General features: G+C 73.6%; 7 protein-coding genes (1 of these 7 only partly in view). 4 read left to right on the plus strand and 3 right to left on the minus strand.

The window, feature by feature from the left end; genetic code table 11:
• The 3 genes from ACF1FZ_RS26965 to ACF1FZ_RS26975 form a co-directional block, all read left to right on the plus strand.
• Positions 1–12,830: the 3' portion of a lonely Cys domain-containing protein gene (locus ACF1FZ_RS26965; protein ID WP_391775979.1), read on the plus strand. The gene continues 19,081 nt to the left of window position 1, outside the view; 12,830 of the gene's 31,911 nt are visible here — the last part of the coding sequence; the start codon falls outside the window, past its left edge; its stop codon occupies positions 12,828–12,830.
• A gap of 68 nt (positions 12,831–12,898) precedes the next feature.
• Entirely contained in the window at positions 12,899–13,669 is a 771-nt protein-coding gene (locus tag ACF1FZ_RS26970; RefSeq protein ID WP_391775980.1) for a type VII secretion system-associated protein, read from the plus strand.
• Positions 13,662–14,378 (plus strand): type VII secretion system-associated protein, encoded by a 717-nt coding sequence (locus ACF1FZ_RS26975; RefSeq protein WP_391775981.1) that lies wholly within the window; start codon positions 13,662–13,664, stop codon positions 14,376–14,378. The genes ACF1FZ_RS26970 and ACF1FZ_RS26975 overlap by 8 nt, the downstream gene beginning before the upstream one ends.
• A gap of 41 nt (positions 14,379–14,419) precedes the next feature.
• On the opposite strand, the gene ACF1FZ_RS26980 is transcribed toward ACF1FZ_RS26975, so the two are convergent.
• Positions 14,420–15,763 (minus strand): APC family permease, encoded by a 1,344-nt coding sequence (locus ACF1FZ_RS26980; protein ID WP_391775982.1) that lies wholly within the window; start codon positions 15,761–15,763, stop codon positions 14,420–14,422.
• A gap of 510 nt (positions 15,764–16,273) precedes the next feature.
• On the opposite strand from ACF1FZ_RS26980, the gene ACF1FZ_RS26985 reads away from it, so the two are divergent.
• Entirely contained in the window at positions 16,274–16,699 is a 426-nt protein-coding gene (locus tag ACF1FZ_RS26985; RefSeq protein ID WP_391775983.1) for a DUF6003 family protein, read from the plus strand.
• Between the two features lie 200 nt (positions 16,700–16,899).
• Here ACF1FZ_RS26985 and ACF1FZ_RS26990 read toward each other — a convergent pair whose 3' ends face one another.
• Both ACF1FZ_RS26990 and ACF1FZ_RS26995 read right to left on the minus strand, forming a co-directional pair.
• Entirely contained in the window at positions 16,900–17,772 is an 873-nt protein-coding gene (locus ACF1FZ_RS26990) for a Rieske 2Fe-2S domain-containing protein (protein ID WP_391775984.1), read from the minus strand.
• A gap of 354 nt (positions 17,773–18,126) precedes the next feature.
• Complete coding sequence (locus tag ACF1FZ_RS26995) at positions 18,127–18,723, minus strand: BLIP family beta-lactamase inhibitor (protein WP_391775985.1); 597 nt, start codon at positions 18,721–18,723, stop codon at positions 18,127–18,129.
• Positions 18,724–18,762: the final 39 nt, after the last annotated feature.

Genomic DNA, 18,762 nt, shown 5'->3' on the forward strand with positions numbered 1-18,762 from the left:
ACGGCGAGCTGCCGGGCCTGCCGGGTGAGGAGGAGGCGTACGAGCTGAGCACGCTGTCCGGCCAGGACGGTGCCGGTACGGTATGGAGCTCCGTCGGGCCGGAGCAGGACACCGACAGCTACGGGGACATCGTCGGCCTGTACGCCGATGACGCCCAGGACATCGAGGCGCGCCGGCCCCAGCCACTGACGCGGCACTACGACGTGGCGGACCGGCGTGGCGACGGCTCCGGCACCACGGTCACGGCGACGGCGACCAACTCGGCATCACTCCGTACGGCCGGGGCGGCCGATGTCACCGCGGAGCACGAGGCGGCGTGGGACGCCCACGCACGAACACTGACCGCGCTCGGCGAGGCCGCCGCCGAAGCCGCGACGACGGAGCGGATCAGCGGTGACGGGACGGCCGTGGCAGACGCCTGGGCCGGCGTCGACGAGGCGCGCCACCGGTTGGAGGACGCCGAGGCGCGGCTGTGGGCCCTGGGGGTCGCTCCGGACGCGCTCGGGGCGGCGCGGAACACCGGCTCCGACAAGGACGACGTGGCACCGGCCGTACCGAGGGACACCGGTGAGCGCCGGTGGGTAGCGGACCAGGTGACCGAGGCGGACCTGCCGCAGGCTCCGCCGCGGCCCGCCGAGAGCGAGACCGTCAGCCTGCAGGAGCTGAACGCCGTGGGCATCGCGCCCTCCGTCGGTCAGCGGACCGAGATGATGCTGCGCGGCGACGACCGCCTGCCCGCGGGTGAACTGTCGCCGCTGGACCTGGTCCGGGTGTGGATGGCGCGGCCCGACGCCTGGACGGGCACGACGGGCACGGTGGCCGCGCGCGTGTCACGACGGTTGTGGGCGCAGGCGTACGCCCGCTTCGCGGACGCGGTACCCGAGGGCACGGACGCGGCTGACGCCACCCGTGCCTGGGACGCCGCCGTCATCCTGGTGCTGCCGGCGGAGGCGCACGCGGTCCTCGCCGACTTCCGGTACGCCGGGGACGGCTTCCGTGACGCGGTGCGCCGGGTCGCCGGCCACCTGCTGGACGCGGGCACCGGCGCCGGGGCCGCACCGGCCTCCGCCACGGAGCTGGCCGACAATCTCCGCTCCGGCCTGGGCCTGCGGCAGCGCTGGACCGCGCCCGCCACGGAACCGGGCCCGGCGGCCGCACCCGCCACGGATCCGGCGCCGGTGCCGGTGGCGCAGTCGGGGACCGATGCTGACATGACCGACTTCGACCTGTCGATGGTGGACGACATCGATCTGGGCCCGATCGACTTCGGTGACTTCGACATGTCGGCCTGGGACGGCCTCGACTCCGGCGACTTCGACTTCGACTTCGACTTCGACATGACCGGTCCCGAGCCCACCGGCCCGGACATGACCGCGCTGGACACGGCCCACGGCCTGCCGGTGTTCGCCGCACCGGTGACCGCCGCGTCCGCGCGGCCGCTCGCCCCCCTGCCCCGGCTGAGCCTCGTGACGTACGCCCAGGGGGAGACGCGTCCCTCGGCCGGCGCGGGGGAGAGCGTCGAACGGCTGGCGTTCCAGGTCGCGAAGGCCGGTCTGCGCAACCTGCGCACGCGGGTACCCCTGCCGAAGATCGACATCGCCGGGTACGGTGCGGACGCCCGCCAGGCCGGCACCGCGCAGCAGCGGGAACAGGCCGCCCGGCAGAGGGGTGACCGGCGCGCGCGGACCGCGCGTGACCTGTTCTTCGGGAAGCTCGACGACGCGCTGCGCGCCCTCCAGACGAACCTGCCGGAAGGACGGACGCGACTGTCCGCGAGGGACTTCAAGATCACGTTCCGTGGCCGTGCGCGCCTGCCCGGCCGGAGCGGCACCGCGGCCATGTCCGACCTGGTGAGCCGCGCGGACCTGGGCCGGCAGGCCACCATCGCCCTCACCTCACCGGGACACGCGGCGGCGGTCGAGGTCCTAGACGCGCTGCGCCGCGACGACCGCACGCTGCGCGCCGGGGAGTTCGACCTGGACGCGGTCACCCGGCGCGTCCGCCGCCTCGGCCCGTCCGTGCTCGTCGACCCGGAGATGCACAGGGACCTGTACACGACGGTCGAGCGGGCGCTCGCGGCCGGGCGGGCGGGCAGCCTGGCCTCCCTCACGGCGTTCGCCCTGGAGGAGGAGGGCGTACTCGCCGCGGACCGCGCCCGGTACGTCACCATGGGAGGCGGCCGGGCGGCGGGCCTGAACTGGGCCGGGCCCGATGTCGCCGAAATGGAAAGCCTGTTCGTGGACGACCTCCAGGAGGATCTGGCGGGCGGGCTCGCTCCGAGTGGAATGACGAACTTCGCCCCCTGGGCGTGGGACGTGACCCCGTACACCGTCCTCGCGGAGGGCAGCCACGAGACGGTGACGGCACTGCTGCCCGACGGGACGACGCGGGACCTCGACGCCGACGAGTTCATCGAACTGGTCGCGGCCGACCCGGCGTTGCAGGGCCTGCCGGCCGTGGCCCCGATCGTGCTGGCCGTCCCGTTCACGGGCGACCGGCATCTGGAACTGCCGCGCAAGCTCGCGGAGCGCACCGGCCGCACGGTGTGGGCGCACAGCGGCCTGGCGCGGCGCAACCCCGATCCGGCGGCGCCGAACACCGTCGCCGTGATCCAGCGGGACGGGATGCCCCACGGTTCGTGGGTCCCGGTCCGGCCCGGCCTGGCGCCCGACGCGGACGACAGCACCCCGGACTGGCATCGCGACGTGCTGTCCCAGCCCATCGTGAGCGCGCGGACCGGGCAGCAGATCGGCCGCAGTCTGCACCATCCCGGCGAGCTCACCGAGTCGTCGCGCGAGGACAACTTCAACCGTCTCGACCAGATGACGCTGTACGTCCACTTCAACCGCGCCACCGGCACGTACTCCGCCAAGCTTCCGCTGGCCGACCCCGGACCGAAGGACAAGGCGTACCACCTGGCGGGCCACGGGCTGCCCGGCAGCCTGATGCTGCCCCTGGCCGGCGGCGGGTCGAGGACCGCCGACCGGCACGAGGCGGGGGAGTGGCTGCGGCGCCGCAAGAGCCTGTCGAGTCTGCCCGGCGACCACTGGATCGACATGGTCGTCTGCTACTCCTCGGCGCCACAGGACAGCGCCGTGCAGGACCTCTCGCAGGTCGGGGACTCCTTCCTCGTACCGTTCGCCGCCGATCCGCTCTCGGACGACGCCCTGTCCCTGGGACAGCACCTGGCGAACGTCACCAGGCGCACGGTCCGGCTGTCCCACGCCCTGCAGGGGGCTTTCACCTACCAGGACGACCCCGTGCGGGTGCTGTTCACCGACGCGAGCGGACAGCGGTGGTGGTGGGACACCAGCCGTCCGGAGCCCGACGAGGCCGAGCTGGACCGGCTGGCGGCGACGGCCGGGTTCACGGGTGAACCGTCGCCGGGGAGCCGGGCCGAACTGCTGCGCCTGGTGCGGGCCCTGAAGCTGCTCCTGGGCCACGACGTGGAGGACGCCGCCGACTTCACGACCCTCATCCGCGGAGCCGGTGCGCTCGCCACCATGTGGCACTCCGATCCGGACCTCGGCGGGACCGGCCCGTTCTCCCCGGACCTGCTGCGCCGGGTGATCGCCGCCCACGCGGAGGCCGCTTCCGGAGTGGACCGTCAGGTCACCCGCCGGGTACTGGCCGCAGCCGCACAGGCGTGGCAGGACGCACCTTCCCTGCCGGTGAGCGGGTTCGTCGCCTTGCCGGTGCTGCACTCCGCGGCCCGGTGGCTGCAGGACACCGTGGTGGTGGGCGAGGCGGCCGTCGCCGCCCTGCGGCTCTCCGGCCCCGACGACGTGGGCGACGCCGAGCGGGCGCGGATGTTCTGGGCGCGCGTCAAGGCCGAGGAGACGCTGGCCGGCCCGGACGCCGAGGTCCTCACCGCGAGGATCCGGCACCTCGACCCCGGCACCGAGGTGAACGGCACACTGCGCGAGGAGGCACTGACGGTCCTGACGCGCGGGTTCGCGGCGGGCCGGAACATGACGGACCCGAACGTGGCCGCCGCGTACGACCTGGAGGCGCGCGGCGCCTTCGGCCGGTCCTCGGTGTCCACGGCCATGGGGTCCGCCGCGGGCGGCGGCCGGGACTGGGCGGGCCTGTCGGGGTCCCGGCCCGAACTGGGTGAATTCCGTACGCCGGGCGGACTCACCGACGCCCCGTGGGCGGGGCAGGACGTGTACGGCAGGGACAAGCCCGTCCCGCACCTGGTCCTGGCGGACGTGGGCTTCCAGGACGACGGCCGCGTCCAGGTGAACTTCGACGGCGCCTCCTACGAGGTGACTGCCGCGGAGTTCGCCGAACTACTCGCCGCGGACGAGGAGTTGACTCGAAAGGAGCTGACCGTCCCCGTCCTCCTGATGCTGACCGGACTCGGCGGCCCGGCGCCCGGCGTCGCGGAGGTGATCGCCCAGCGGCTGGGCCGCAGCGTGTGGTGGAGCCCGTTCCCGGCGGACCTGTCCGGCAGGGACGACGCAGGCGTCGCGGTGCCCACGCTCGTCGACTCGCTGATGACCCTGACCAGCCCGACGGTCGCCGACTGGCGGGAGGCACGGCCCGTCGACCCGGCCGGGACCCAGGAGGGCCCGCGTCCCGTCGAGCCGCCGCTGCCCGCGGCGCCGTCGTCCGGGAAGAGCCCCACGGCGGCGGCCTCCTCCCCCGTGAAGTCCCGCTCCTCGGCCGGAGACCCCATGCAGGGCGTGGAGACGACCTCGGTGCCGACGCCCACCACACCGGTGTACACGGCCCCGGCCGCTCCGCAGGCGGCCCGGCCGCTGCCTGTCCTGCCGGCCCGCGCCCTGGTGGCGTACGGGCCGGGGGAGACGACCCCGTCGGCGAAGGGTGCGGACACCCTGCGCCGGCTGGCGTCCCAGGTGGCCGCCGCCGGGCTGCGCAACCAGCGGGCCGGCGCGACGCTGCCGCGCATCACCGTCACCGGTTACGGCGCCGACGCGCGCCGGACGGACGGCTCGTCGCACGTCAACGAGCAGGCCTCGGCGGGCAGGCGGCGCGCACAGGCGGCCCGTGCCCTGTTCGAGCGGCTGCTGGCCCGTGCGCTGGACGACCTCCAGAAGGACAGCCCCGCCGGCCAACCGCGTCTGACCGCCGCGGACTTCTCGGTCGGGGCGAGGAGCCTGACACGGGCCCCCGGTGACTGGGTGGGCACGGGGGCGCTCGACGGTGTGACCCGGGCCGAGCTGGGCCGGCAGGCCACGATCGGTATCTCCCAGTCGCCGGACGCGGCAGCGGTGCAGACGCTGGACAGCCTGCGCCGCCGCGACCCCTCGCTGCGCGGCCGTCCGCTGGACGTGGACGCGCTCGCCCGTCGTGTACTGCACCTGGACTCCGGCGCGAGCGCGGGACCGGACCTGCGCGCAGAGCTGTTCGCGCTGGTGGAACGGGCCACGGCGGCCGGTACGGCGACGAGCCTCGCCGCGCTGGGAGCCTTCCACCTCACCGAGCTGGGCGTGCGGGCGCCGGGCCGCGCGCGCCACTTCACCGTCCAGGGCCGCCGCGTACCGGGCTTCAACTGGGAGGACGACGCCGTCGCGGAGCTGGACACCACCCGGGGCGACGTGCTGAAGGCCACTCCGTCCGGCTCGTACGGCGTACTCGGCACGGCGCGGATCCCCTGGCCGCAGGGCGCGACCCCGTACGTCGTGGCCGCCGACGGGGAGCACGACCGGGTGGACGCACGGCTGCCGGACGATTCGACGCGTGAGCTGGACATCGACGAGTTCGTGGAACTGGTCGCGGCGGATGTGGCACAGGAAAGGCTCGCCCAGGGCACGCCGATCGTGCTGGCGATCCCCTTCGCCGGGGACGGCTACCTCGACCTGCCGCGCAAGCTCGCGGACCGCACCGGCCTGACGGTCTGGGCACACAGCGGCGAGGCGATGCTCAGCTCGGCCCCCGGCGCGCCGAGCACCATCGACACCGTCCGGCGTCCCGGCGTCCCGCAGGGCGACTGGATCGCGAGCGCGCCCGGCCTGGCGCCCGACCCCGACGACGACGCACCGGCCTGGCACCGCGACGTGGTCACCAGGCCCATCGTCAGCGCGCTCAGCGGGAAGCAGATCGGGCGTGCCTCGCACCACCCCGCCGAATACGCGAAGGACTTCGAGGACGAGGGCCGCCATCTCGACCGGATGACGACGTTCGTGCACTACTACCCGGCCACGAAGGAGACGTCCCAGGAATACGACCTGCCGCGCCCGGGCCCGGAGGACACCGCCTACCGTCTGGACATGCACGGCAAACCCGGCCGCCTCCAACTGGCGATGAGGGACGGCACCGTCCGGTCGGTCGACGAGCGGGAGGCGGGGCCGTGGCTCAAGCGCCGCAAGAGCCTGGCGAGCCTGCCCGAGGACCACTGGATCGACCTCGTGGTCTGCTGGAGCGGAGCACCCAAGGACAGTGCAGTGCCGGCCCCGGGCAGCGTGGGCGACGCCTTCCCCGGCCCGTTCGTTCCCGATCCGCTGCGCGACGTGTCCATGGGGCAGCACGTGGCGAACACCACGGGACGCACCGTCCGCCTGGCCTACAGCTCGCAGGGGACGCAGTCGGACAACGGCCGTTACGCGCGCACGCTGTTCGCCGACGCGCAGGGACGGCACCGGGCATGGGACCTGTTCCGTCCGGAGCCCGCGGACGCCGAGCTGGACCGTCTGGCCGCGGTCGCCGGATTCAGCACGGGCGACGGCCACGTCACGGAGGAGGCGCGTACGAGGACGCTGCGCCTGGTGCGGGCGCTGCGGCTCACGTTCGGGCACGACGCGGACGACGCGCCCGACTTCGACGACCTGCTGCGCGGCGCCGCCGCGGTGGATCACATATGGCACGCGGACTCCGACTTCGACACCGCCGGCCCGTTCACGCTGGACCTCCTGCGCCGGGTGGTCCAGGCGCACCCGGACGCAGCGTCCGGTGTGGACCAGGAGGCCGCCCGACGTGTGCTGGCCGCCGCTGCCGAGCAGTGGGCGATGTGGCCCGGTGATCCGCTGATCAGCTTCGTGGACCTGCGGGCCGTGGAGGCCGCCGCCCAGTGGACGCAGGACGCCGACATCGAGGAGGAGGCAGCCACCGCCCTGGACATCGACTCCGACGAGGTCGGCGAGACCGAACGGTCGCGCATCTTCTGGGCCCGGGTCAAGGCCGAGGAGACGCTGGACACCCCGGGCCCGGACCGGGACGCGTTCGTCGCGCAGGTCCTCCATCTGACACCCGGCGCACGGCCGGGCCCCGACGAACTCGGAGAAGCACTCGACCTGCTCACCCGCGCCTTCGCGGTGGGCCGCCAGGCGTCCGACCCCGACGTGGCGGCGGTGCACGACCTGGATGAGGCCAGGGTGTACGCCACGTCCGGTCTGCGCACGGTGCAGGGCGCCGCCCGCGGGCTCGGCCGCGACTTCACCGGCGGACAGCCGCAGTCGTACGTGGATCTGGCGCAGTTCCGCACGTCCGCCGTGGTGACGGACGCGCCGTGGACGCAGGGCGGGGGCAGGCAGGTCCCGTACCTGGTGCGGGTCGCCCCTGACACGCACGACCCGGAGCTCCTCCGGCTGACCTACGACGGTGGGACGGCCGCCGTGCCCACCCGCGAGTTCGTGGAGCTGCTCGCGCACGACCCCATGCTGACGCGCAGGGAACTGACCACCCCCCTCGTCCTGGCGTTCACCGGACCGCCCGCCGACGCGGGCGACGTGGCCGAGCGGCTCGCCCAGCGGCTGGGCCGCACCGTGTGGTGGACCGACTTCCCGGCGGACCTGTCCGGCACCGGGGACTCCGGGCAGCCGGTGCTGACCATGCACTACTCGGCCGTCATGGGAGGTGTGCCGGGGGGCGGTGTCTGGCACACGGCGCGCCCGGTCCGGCACACCGCTCCGGGGGACGCGCCCCGCACGCTCCCCGCCCCGGTGCCCCGGGCCGCGGGACGGGGCTCCACGATCCCGGACCCGGCCACGGACGCCGGGCCGCAGGACCCCCTCCCGCCGCGCACGTCGCCGTCCGACCCCGACTGGGCCTTCGCCCCGGGTACCGGCGCGGCTTCGGCCCCGGCCTCACCCGTCTCCTCCTCGGACACGTCCCGGTCGTGGTCCACGGACCCGCTCCCGTCCGCGGACTCCGCCGACGCGGCCTCGGACCCGCTGCTGTCCGGCGACACGCTGATGAGCGACGCCCTGGGCGCTCCGCGCGGGCGCGACTGGACCGGCTCCGGCATCAGGAGCGTCGACGCCACGCGGATCCAGCTCCACGAACAGCGGGGCGGCGAGCTGCGGCAGGTCTCCGAGGAGACCGCCCCCTGGGGGGAAGGGGCCTACGTGGTGGCGGCCGAGGGCGGCTACGACGAGGCGCTGTTCGCCGACGGCCGGGAGCTGGACCCGCAGGCGGTGGCCGACCTGCTGGCAGCCGATCCCGTCCTGGGATCGCTGCCGCTCGACGTGCCGGTGGTGCTGGTGAGCCCGTACGCGGGCGCCCAGTACGGGCAGTTGGCACGGGCCGTCGCGGCACGGCTGGGCCGCAGGGTCTGGGCGCCCAGCGGCGACGGACGCCTCATGGACCCCGGGACCGGGGCCACGGCCGACGTAGCTGCCGCCGGGCCGGCCGTCCACGTGCCGTCGCTCGTCGACTCCGACCCCGGCGACGCGTACGGCGACTGGGTGCCCTTCGACCCGCCGTCGCACGGCACGGGTCCGGCTCCGGACCGCGAGTGGGTCACGGTGGACGGCATCCGGTTCCGGGACAGCGACGTGGACACCCGTCCGCTGGTCGGGTCGGACCAGCGCTTCGAGGGCCGCGAGTCGATGCCCGACGACGGCCGCAGGCGGCTGCGGGAGCGGCGGCTGAGGCTGTACCGGGGCATGCGGGAGCGCGCGCACGTCCTGCGCCTGGGCGACACGTTCCACACGGTCGGTGCCGAGGAGACCGCCCCGGACCCGGAGGCGTCGGTCTACACCTTCCACGCCCACGGAGTACCCGGCGGCCTGAAGCTGGCCGGTAAGGACGGCCGGGTGCTGCTGCTCGGAGCCGAGGACGGCGGACGCTACATCGGCGGGCTGCCTGAGGTGGTCGAGCGGGCGGCCGGGGACGAACTGCACGTCGCGAGCTGCTACGGCGCCGTGGCGGGCGACCCGCTGCGTCCGCAGTCCCTCATCAGGCCCGCGCCGCTCGTCGAGGACCCCCTGGAGGAGGTCGCGCTCGCGCAGCACGCCGCCAACAGCAGCGGGCGCACCACCACCGCCGCCACCGGAAGGACCGGCTACAACGACACCACGCGGCTGCTCGCCGCGACGCCCGACGGCACCCTGGCACGCATGGAGACGTTCCTGCCCGAACCGGTGGACTCGACGGCGGAGCTGGCCGAGGCCGCCGGCCTGCGCCCGCTCGCACGTCGCACGGGCCTTCCCGCCTGGGACGACGAGGGGCCGCGCGCCCTGCGCCTGGTACGGGCGCTGCGGCAGGTCTTCGGCAACGGGGTCGAGGCCGACCGGGGTGTGCCGGGAGGCCGTTACGAGCGGCTGCTGCGCGGGATCGGCGCACTGGAGACACTGCGGGCGAACGACCCGGCGCTGAGCACGCTCACCCCGCTGCGCATGGAGATGTGGCAGCTCCTCGCGTCGCCGCCAGACGGGAACGCCCCGGGGTCCGCCGACTTCGAGGCCGTGCTCGACCGCGCCCTGGCCGCACCGGGGGACGCGGCGCTCACCGACGCATGGGACGCGCCCGCGCTGCGGGACGCGTTGGACAGGATCGCCACCGGCGGCGACACCGCGGTGCGGGCGGTGCTGCGCATGCCCGCCGGTCCGCTCACGCCGCGCGAGTACGCCCGCGCACTGTGGGCGATGACCGGCGCCTCACAGCTGCTGGACACCAGGACCCCCGCGCGGCGGGAGGAACTGGGGCGTGCGGCGCTCCACCTGCCCGCCGAGGCCGGGTGGGACGCGTCCACGGAGGCCAGGCTGAGGGAGCTGACCGAACAGGCCTTCGCCACCGGGCGGAACTCCGGCCACCCGGGTGAACTCGCCGTCTTCCACCTGGAGACGCTGGGGGCGTTCGCCGACGAGGGCCGCATCCGCACGCCCGGCGGGCCCCTCCAGGGCCGCAACTGGGGCCCCACGCCGACCCCCGGCGGACTGGATCCCTCCCGCCTGTACACCGCCAGGACCGGCACCGCCGGAGACACCGGTTCCCTGGAGTTCGCCCCGTGGACCCAGCAGGGCGCCGCCGGTCCGTACTTCGTGTACGCGGACACGAACGACGCCGGCGCGGTGGTCCTGCGGCTGCCGGGCGGCACCGTGCAGGTCACCCCGCGGGAGTTCTTCGCACTGCTGGAGGCCGACCCGGACCTGCCGCTGACCGACCACCACCGCCCCCTCGCCCTGCTGGTGCCCGGCATCGGAACAGGGCAGCTGCGCGCACAGCGCAACTTCTCCCTCACGAACGACCGGACCGTATGGAGCTACGACGGCGCGTTCACGGTGTCCGAGGGCGGCACGACGCGGCCGGGCGTCGTGACGGCTCTCGCCGCTGACGCGGGGCGGCCGGGCACCTGGCACCGGACCGTCCCGCAGATGCCGTCCGCCGGACCGTCCGTCGCTCCGGGCCCGGTGGACACCGCGCGGCCCGCCGAGTGGAACGCGACCACCGCGCCCGCCGCCGGCACGGCCTCGACGGGGCAGCAGGCCCTGCCCTATTCCGCGGACGGGCAGTTCGACGGCCGGTACGAGGAGACGCTGGAGGCGTTCCCCGTGGCCGTGGCCACCGACCGGTACACCGTGTGGGGCTACGGCCAGGACGATGCGGACCTCCACGTGTTCGTGGCCGACATCCCGTCGCTCGGGCTGCGCGGTGAGTACAACCCCGAGGGCCCGTCCGCCGGCGGTGTCACGGACATGGCCGGGCGGGTGTACTCCGAGGGGCCGGCCTGGGACTGGTACCTGCCCGGCCGTGGACTCGTCGCCTCCTCACGCCTGTTGACGGACGGGGGCGCCGAGCCCGTACCCGTCGGCTGGCCCGCCACCGGACCGGTGAGCCCGACCCCGCCCGTCGACCCGGCCGTCGTCGCGGCCGACCCGGCCGCGCTGGCGGGCAGTACGCTCCCCGACGCTCTGTGGCGTGACCACGACGGCCCGTTGTTCCGCTTCAGTCCTGACGGGCCCGAGCAGGTCTTCCGTGAGGGGCTCAAGCCGTACGGGCCCGAGATGGTGCATCTCATCGACCACGTCTACGGCGGCAGCGCCCTGGTTCCGGACACCGTCTTCGCGAGCGCGACCGCGAACCGTGACTACGTGCGCGACAGCGCCCGCGCCAACCCGATGGGTGCGGAGGCGCTGTACCGCCGTTACCGCTGGCGCTACGACATGGAGGTCCCCGGCGGCATCGACGTGAACGCCACTCTGGGGCTGGCCTCGCCCTTCCCCGACCAGGAGGAGGTGCTCTTCCCCGGGGGCATCGACCGCCGGTACATCCGTGGCGTGCAGCCGATGGCGTACGGCATGCCGGTCGGGCCGTACGTCCCCAACCCGTACTTCGCGCCGCACACCGGAAGCGGCGGGGCGTCCGTCGTGGACGCGGACTTCGCGGGTCCGGTGCTCGAATCGTTCCCGACCCTGTCGCTGGATTCGGATCCGGACGACGATCCGCGGCCGCTGTTGTCGGGGGAGGACGACCCGGCGCCGCTGCCGCAGAGGCGCGAACCTTCCACGGACCGCGAGGGCATCCCGGTGCCCGGTGGCTCCCGAGGGGACACCGAGCCGGCCGGCTCCCCGGAGCCCGACGGGGAGGCCGGGCGACTCGCCGCGCCTCCCTGGGTCCTGGCACGCGTCCGCTACGCGCAGGAGGCCCTGTACTTCGAGCAGCGGCTCGCCGCGTACCTGGGTGACAACCAGCAGATCAACGACGAGTTCGGCAAGGTCGTGCGGGCGTTCTGGGCGGTCGCCCTGCACAACGGCACCGACTACCGGCAGTTCGACAGCAGGAGCGGCGAGGACGCCGGGTCCGTCGGGACCTCGTACGAGAAACTCGCGCGGGTGGTGGAGTCCGGCAACCTGCGTGAGCGGGTGACGTTCCTGTTCAACGGCGTTACGAGGAACCTCATCCCGTACCTGATGGGAGGTGTCGAGCCGCAGCATCCGGTGATCGGGCTGGAGCGCCGTGACCGGCACCGGAGCGAGCAGCTCAGGCGTTACGAGCGCGAGCGTGCCGAACTCCTGGCGGCGGGTCCGGACCCCGAGGACGAGGAACAGGAGATGGAGGAGCTGGACGCGCTTCTGCGGACACCGCTGCGGCCCCACGAGGTCTGGCCCGCACTGAGCCCGGCCGAACGGCGCCTGGCGGTCCGGGACGGGGCCCTGCTCTGGTCGCCCGCCGGGATGACGCACACCCTGCCGATGGCCGCGGATTTCCAGGCGCGTTCCGAGGACTCCGGTGATCTGGTGCTGACCGGCGCCTCGGGCAGTGCCGACCGCATCATCACGCACGTGGCCCGGCTGACCCGGCTCGCGGGCGTGCCCGTGGACCTCGGTCTCATCAGGTCCGGGCTGGTGAGCATCATGGTCGGTATGGGTCACCACAGCTTCCACGAGGTGATGACCGGAGCCCAGCACGCCCTGGACGAATCCGACCGCTCGGCGGCCTCGGTCTACGTGAACAACTGGGGCCGGTACTGGGACGTGTACCCGCTGACCGAGGAGGAGCTGCGGGCCTTCGTCGCCCGCGAGGGGCTGTTCCCGGACGAACACGCCCGGGCGCTGCTGGCCGAGTTGGAGGCGACCGGGCAGGCGGAGGAGAACCGGAAGGCCGCCGGAGCCGGGGCAGGGAACGACGGCCGTGCACAGGAGTGATGAGATGTCCTCGTGTCTTCGTCTGCGAGCCGGGCATCCGCGCGGCGTGACCGTATGGAGCGACCCCCATGCCGACCTCTGACGGACGGCCGGATGCCGCCCGCGGGCCGATACCCGTTTCCGGCGCCGCGCCCGCCGACGTGGCCGCGCGTCCGTCCGTATCCGTAGGGAGGGACCAGCCGGACTTCCCGGTGCCGCCGGAGGACGTCGTCGCGGCGGCCCGTACCGCTCCTGAGCACTGGCTGTCGGTGACGGACAAGCACTGGCTCGGCGAGAAGGACTACGACCCCCCGCCCCCGTGGGCCGTACTCGGACGCTGGCGCACCGACACGCACGGCGAGATCGTCGAGTGGGAGGCGAACCCCGACTACCGCCCCTCGCCCGCCGCGCTCGGCTGGGCCCCTCCGGTCACCGATGCCGACGCCGCCGTGCACCTGGCCGCGACCGGCTACGGTCCGGACGCGGACGTCACCGAGGCACTCGCGGAGGCCGGCGCCGTGGCCGTGTGCGTGGCCGAGGACGGAGAGCCGGCCTGGACACGGGCACCTGGCGGTGCGCTCGCGGTGCCCGTCTTCCCGGTGCCCCCACGGGCATCGGCGGACCGCCTGCCCGCGCATGTGACGATGGCGCTCCCCGACCTTCTCGACCGGCTGCCGCCCGGCCGGGACGTGATGTTCCTCAGCGCCTCCGCGCCGGCCGCGCTGCTCGTCCCGGCGGACGATCTGCGGGCCCGGTGGTCGGAGGCGACCGGGGAATCCGAACCCGGCGCCCCGGCCCGGGCCGCCGCACGCCCCCACACCGGCTCAGGTACCCCCAGCAAGCGAGGACAAGATGAGTGAGCTCGGCGCCGCAACCCCCGCCGCCCCCCTGGACCCCGCCCCTCCCGAGGAATTCCTGCAGGCCGCCAGACTTGCACCCGACCACTGGCTCTACCTGCCCGATCCCGCCTGGAAGGGGGAGGGCCCGCCGCCGGAGTGGGCCGTGGTCGGTCAGTGGCGTTCCGACTCCGAGGGCGAGATCGTCGAGTGGGAGGACAACGAGGACTACAGGCCCTCCCCCGAGGCGATGGGCTGGCCGGAGCCCGCCGATGACGTGGACCGTGCCATCCAGCTCGCCACCACCGGGTACGGCCCCGTGGAAGACGTCACGGCAGCCCTGGCCAGGGCCGAGATCGCGGTGCTCGTCACGGCGGACGGCGAACCGGTCAGCGCTTCGGCGCCCGACGGTACGGCGGTGGTCCCGGTCTACACCTCCCCTCGCTACCTCCAGGCCGCCGGAAGTCTGGGGTACGAACGACTGCCGGCCGCGGAGCTGCTCAGCCGTATTCCTCCGGGACACAGCCTGTGCCTCAACAGTTCGGGCCCCGTCAGCATGGTGCTGACCACGGAAGGGCTTGCCGAGGTGCTGCAGGAAGCGGCGACGGCGGGAGCCCCGGCCCCCCGGGAGACCCCGGTGACCGGGGCCGTGCCCGAGGATTCCCTGACACCGGAGTCCGAGGAAACAGAAGCCGACGCGGATGCGGGTGGGGCGCGGAGCGCGAGCGCCTGAGAGGCACGGCACGGTCCACAGGGAGTGTGTGCCGTGCCCCCTTACGCCGATGGATCCGTGCCTTCCGTCATCTTCCGCCGACGGCGGGACGCGACCCAGGCCAGCAGTACGCCGACAGCCAGCACGACCAGGCCTCGGGCCCAGACCTCGCCCTCGATCTGCGTGGCCAGCAGTACGCACGACGCGGAGGCGAGAAGGGCGACGGCCTTGGGGGTCCTGAAATGGTCATGAGGCACGGTGTCGCGGCGCAGTCGTAGCACGGCTGTGTTCACCAGGAAGAAGACGACGAGGAGCAGCAGCACGAGCGTCGAGGCGAGCGCAGCCACATCTCCCGTCACCGCGAGCAGCAGCGAGAGCAGGGTGGTCGTGGCGATGGCGGCCCAGGGAGTACGCCGGCCGGGGAGCACCCTCGTCAGGAACTGCGGCAGAAGCCCGTCGCGGGCCATGCCGTACGCCAGCCGGGAGGACATGATGCCGGTCAGCAGCGCGCCGTTGGCGACGGCGATCAGAGCGATCACGCTGAAGAGCCACGTCGGCACCCCGCCGGCGACCTCGACGACCGCCAGCAGCGGTCCGCTGGACTGCACCAGTGTGCTCGTCCGCACCGCTGAACTCGCCGCGGCGCCGACCAGCGCGTAGACGACGCCGGCGGTGGCCAGTGCGCCGAACAGCGCACGGGGGTACGACCGTCGCGGGTTGCGGGTCTCCTCCGCGACATTGACGGACGTCTCGAAGCCGACGAACGAGTAGAAGGCCAGGACGGAACCGCTCAGCACGGCGGTCGCCGGTGAGTGCCCGGCCGTACCGAGCCGGGTCAGCCGGCCCACATCTCCGTCGCCGCGCAGCACCACCCATGCACCGAGGCCGATCACCAGTACGAGGCCTCCGACCTCGATGACAGTCGCGACCACGTTGGCCCGCGTCGATTCGCTGATGCCCCGGGCGTTGAGCAGGGCCAGCGCGCCGAGGAACAGGACGGCGACCAGCGCGACGGGCAGCGAGACGAAGACACTGAGATAGTCGCCGCCGAAACCACGGGCCAGGGCGGCCACGGACACGACACCGGCGGCGAGCATGCAGAAACCCGCGAAGAAACCGGCGAAAGGACCGTAGGCCAAAGTGGCGTAGTGCGAGGCGCCGCCTGCCCGCGGGTACTTCGTGGCGAGTTCCGCGTAGGAGGAGGCCGTCAGCAGAGCCAGGCCCAGGGCCACCACGAGGGGGACCCAGACAGCGCCGCCGGACTCCGCGGCGACCTGCCCCACGAGGACGTAGACCCCGGCCCCCAGCACGTCACCGAGGATGAAGAAGTAGAGGAGTGGCGTGGTGAGCGTGCGCTTGAGCGGCGTTTCCACGAGTTCTGTGTCGTCTTGTGCTGCGCGATCCATGCTGACCTCGTTCCACGTCCCGGCGTTCTCAAGCCGGCGCTCGGGGCCCGGAGGCGCAGGCGCGCCGACCGGGTCGGTACCCGACGGGCCGATGGGCCTTCCCCGCCCGCCGGAGGGGCGATCGGAGGCCGCTCCTCCAGCGGATTCCGCAGGGCAGCCGGGGCGGGGCCCGCGGCGTGGAGACGAAGTGACCGCCGCGTCGCTCACAGGTGCTCCGTGCCTCCGGAGAGTAGGCCGTGGCATCCTCAGCGACCGGCGCGACCCCGGGGCCACGGCCATGTGTCGCCCGGGTGGGCCCCCGAGCCGCCGGCCGCCGCGGAGCGACGGAGCCGCCGGCCGCCGCGGAGCGACGGAGCCGCGGGACGCACGATGGGCACCGCTCACGGGCCGCCGGGAACGGTTCTCTCCCGCTCACCTTCCGCCGGCACATGTCACGGGGCTCTGTTGCCGCGTGCGACGGTTAACATCAGGGCGACGTTGATGCTCGGATCGAGAAGGTAGTTCTGCGCGATGGACCATGACGCTCGCCTGTTCCTCCTGCCCGGCAGTCGTCCCCGGGTGGGGGCCGCCCTTGCCGCAGTAGGTGCCCTGGCATGTACGGAGACACCTGCCGTGCACGGGTGGCTGCAGGCTCACGGTGTTTCCGCTTCGTCGGAGCAGGTCAGGATTCTTCCTGCCGACGCCGAAGCGCTGATCCCCGAGGACGCCGAGAGCCTGCCCGTTCCGCTGAGCGAGGAGGAGGCGCTGCGTGTGCACCGGGAGTGCGCTCCGAAGGCAGTCGCTGACCTGGAGGCCGAACTGCTGGGTTTCCGGGAGATGACCCAGGACCGGGAAGCCCTCGTGCACCGCGCGCTGACCGCCGGCATCCCGGCCCCGCGCATCGCCCAGCTCACCGGTCTCACCCCGCAGGAGGTCGTCGGCCTGATCCAGGCGTGAACCCGTGGCCCGGGGGGACAGCCGCCGGGGGAGAGCCGAGGAGAAGGCGGCTCCAGGAGGGCTGGGACTGGCCCGCCCGGAAGCGGGGACGTGGGCGGACCGGGCCGGCACCGACGGTGACGTGGCCGTGGTCCTCCTGCGGGCCGGGCCCGGTCCCGGCCCGCCGTTCTCCTGGAGCCGAAGGGCGTGGCGGGGCGGTGTCAGGACATCGTGGCCGGTGCCTCCGCGTCACCGTCGGGCTCCACATCGCGGAGCCGGGCCTCGACGCGGTCACCGACGATCCGCGTCTCGAAGGCCGGCTGGGGCGCCGTCGCGGGCCCGCGCACGTTCCAGCCGTCGGCCAGCCGGAAGACACTGCCGTGCCAGGGGCAGCGTACGCAGCCGTCGCTGACGGTGCCCTCGGACAACGGACCCCCCATATGGCTGCACGAATCGGCCAGGACGCGCACGTCGTCGCCGGTCCCGCGTACGACCAGAACGGGCACCCCGTCGACGTGACGCCGGATCGGCCGGTCCGCCTCGAAGTCGGTGACGGAACCGATGCCGTGCCACCCGGGTCGTACGAGGTTCGGTACCGCTTCCGCGTGATTGGCCCCCGACGCCTGCCGGTAGGCGAGGTGGCCGCCGATCGCACCGCCGAGCCCGGCCACCGACAGCCCTGCGAACCCGAGGGCCTTGCCCAGGCCGGAGCGCCCGCGTGTACGAGCGACGAACGACCCGCCGTACAGGACGACCGCCGTGACGTTTGCTGCCGCGTGCACGAGTCCTACGCGCTGCTGCCGCGGCTGCTGCTCGGCCCAGTCGACCCACCCTGCCAGGGCCGCGGGTGCCGCGGCACCGATTCCCACGCCGATCAGCGCACACGCCGCCTTTCGCTGTCCGGGAAGACAGTCGAGCACCGCTGCGGAGAGCCACGTGCCCATCGGCAGCTGCACCAGCAGCGGATGGACGGGGTGGCCCAGCCAGCGTCCGTGCAGCGCATCCCGCAACGGACCCAGAGGCAGTGCCCGGACCCGGGCACGGAGCAGTTCGACGGTCGGGTCGAGTTCGGTGGCGCGCTCGAGGCGGTCCATACCGCGAAGGACCCGGCCGGGGCCCGGAGATGATGGCAGCAGGCGCTTCACCGCACGGAGCGCCTCACCGGGGGCATGGCCCCGGCTGTCGAGTTCAGGCATATCGTCCATGTAGGGCGATTAACCGTTCACCCGCACCGGAAACGGCCTCGCCGCGCTGTCATTCCTTCGGAGGAGGCTGTGCGGAGGCCACCGGGTGTCGGACGACCCCGTCGTGCACGTGGCCTCCGCGGGGACGGGCGCCGCGACAAGCCCACCCCGTTTCCTGCGTCCGCATCCCGTTCCCGCCGGTGCATCCGGCTCCGGTGGCCGGCGCGGCGGCCCCGGGCTTCGCCGTCCGAGGGGCCGGCCGGGTCAGCGGGCGTCGTCGCGGGACGAGTAGGTCTTGTCCGTCAGCACGCCGTCGGTGAAGAAGAACTCGATCTCCGGGTAGGACTCGTCGGCGGTGCCGATGCACTGGATCATGGTCTTCCATCCGCTGGACGACGGGTAGCCGGGGTACTCGGTCCACCTGTCGGTGCATGCCGTGCCGGCGACGACGGCGTTGACCTCCGCCAGCGTGTCGCCCACCGCGAACCGCTGCTCGTACTGGGCCTTGGTCATGGTCCGGGGCAGATCGTACGTGTACCAGGCGTAGGCGAAGGAATAGTCCTTCTCCTTCCTGGACAACTGGCCGGCGGTGTTGAAGGTGAACGATGCCGTCTGATCGACGAACTGGTTCTTCGCCCAGCACACCAGGGGACCGGCCCCGGTTCCTGAACAGTGCGGCTGCGTGCCGATGACGGCCTCGACCTGCTGCCTGCTCATCCCGAAGGCGATGGCGTCGTACTTGGTGTCGGTGAGGTAGTTCTCGTCCGGACCGGGCTTGGGATCGGCCGACGAGGCCGCCGCGGTGGAACCGGCCATGGCGGCCGCGAGAACGGTGACGGCGACGATACGGCGAAGACGCATGTGCGTTCTCCTGAGGGAAGGGCGGGAGCGTCCGCGTGC

The organism is Streptomyces sp. NPDC014623, assembly GCF_043088245.1.
Taxonomy (GTDB): domain Bacteria; phylum Actinomycetota; class Actinomycetes; order Streptomycetales; family Streptomycetaceae; genus Streptomyces.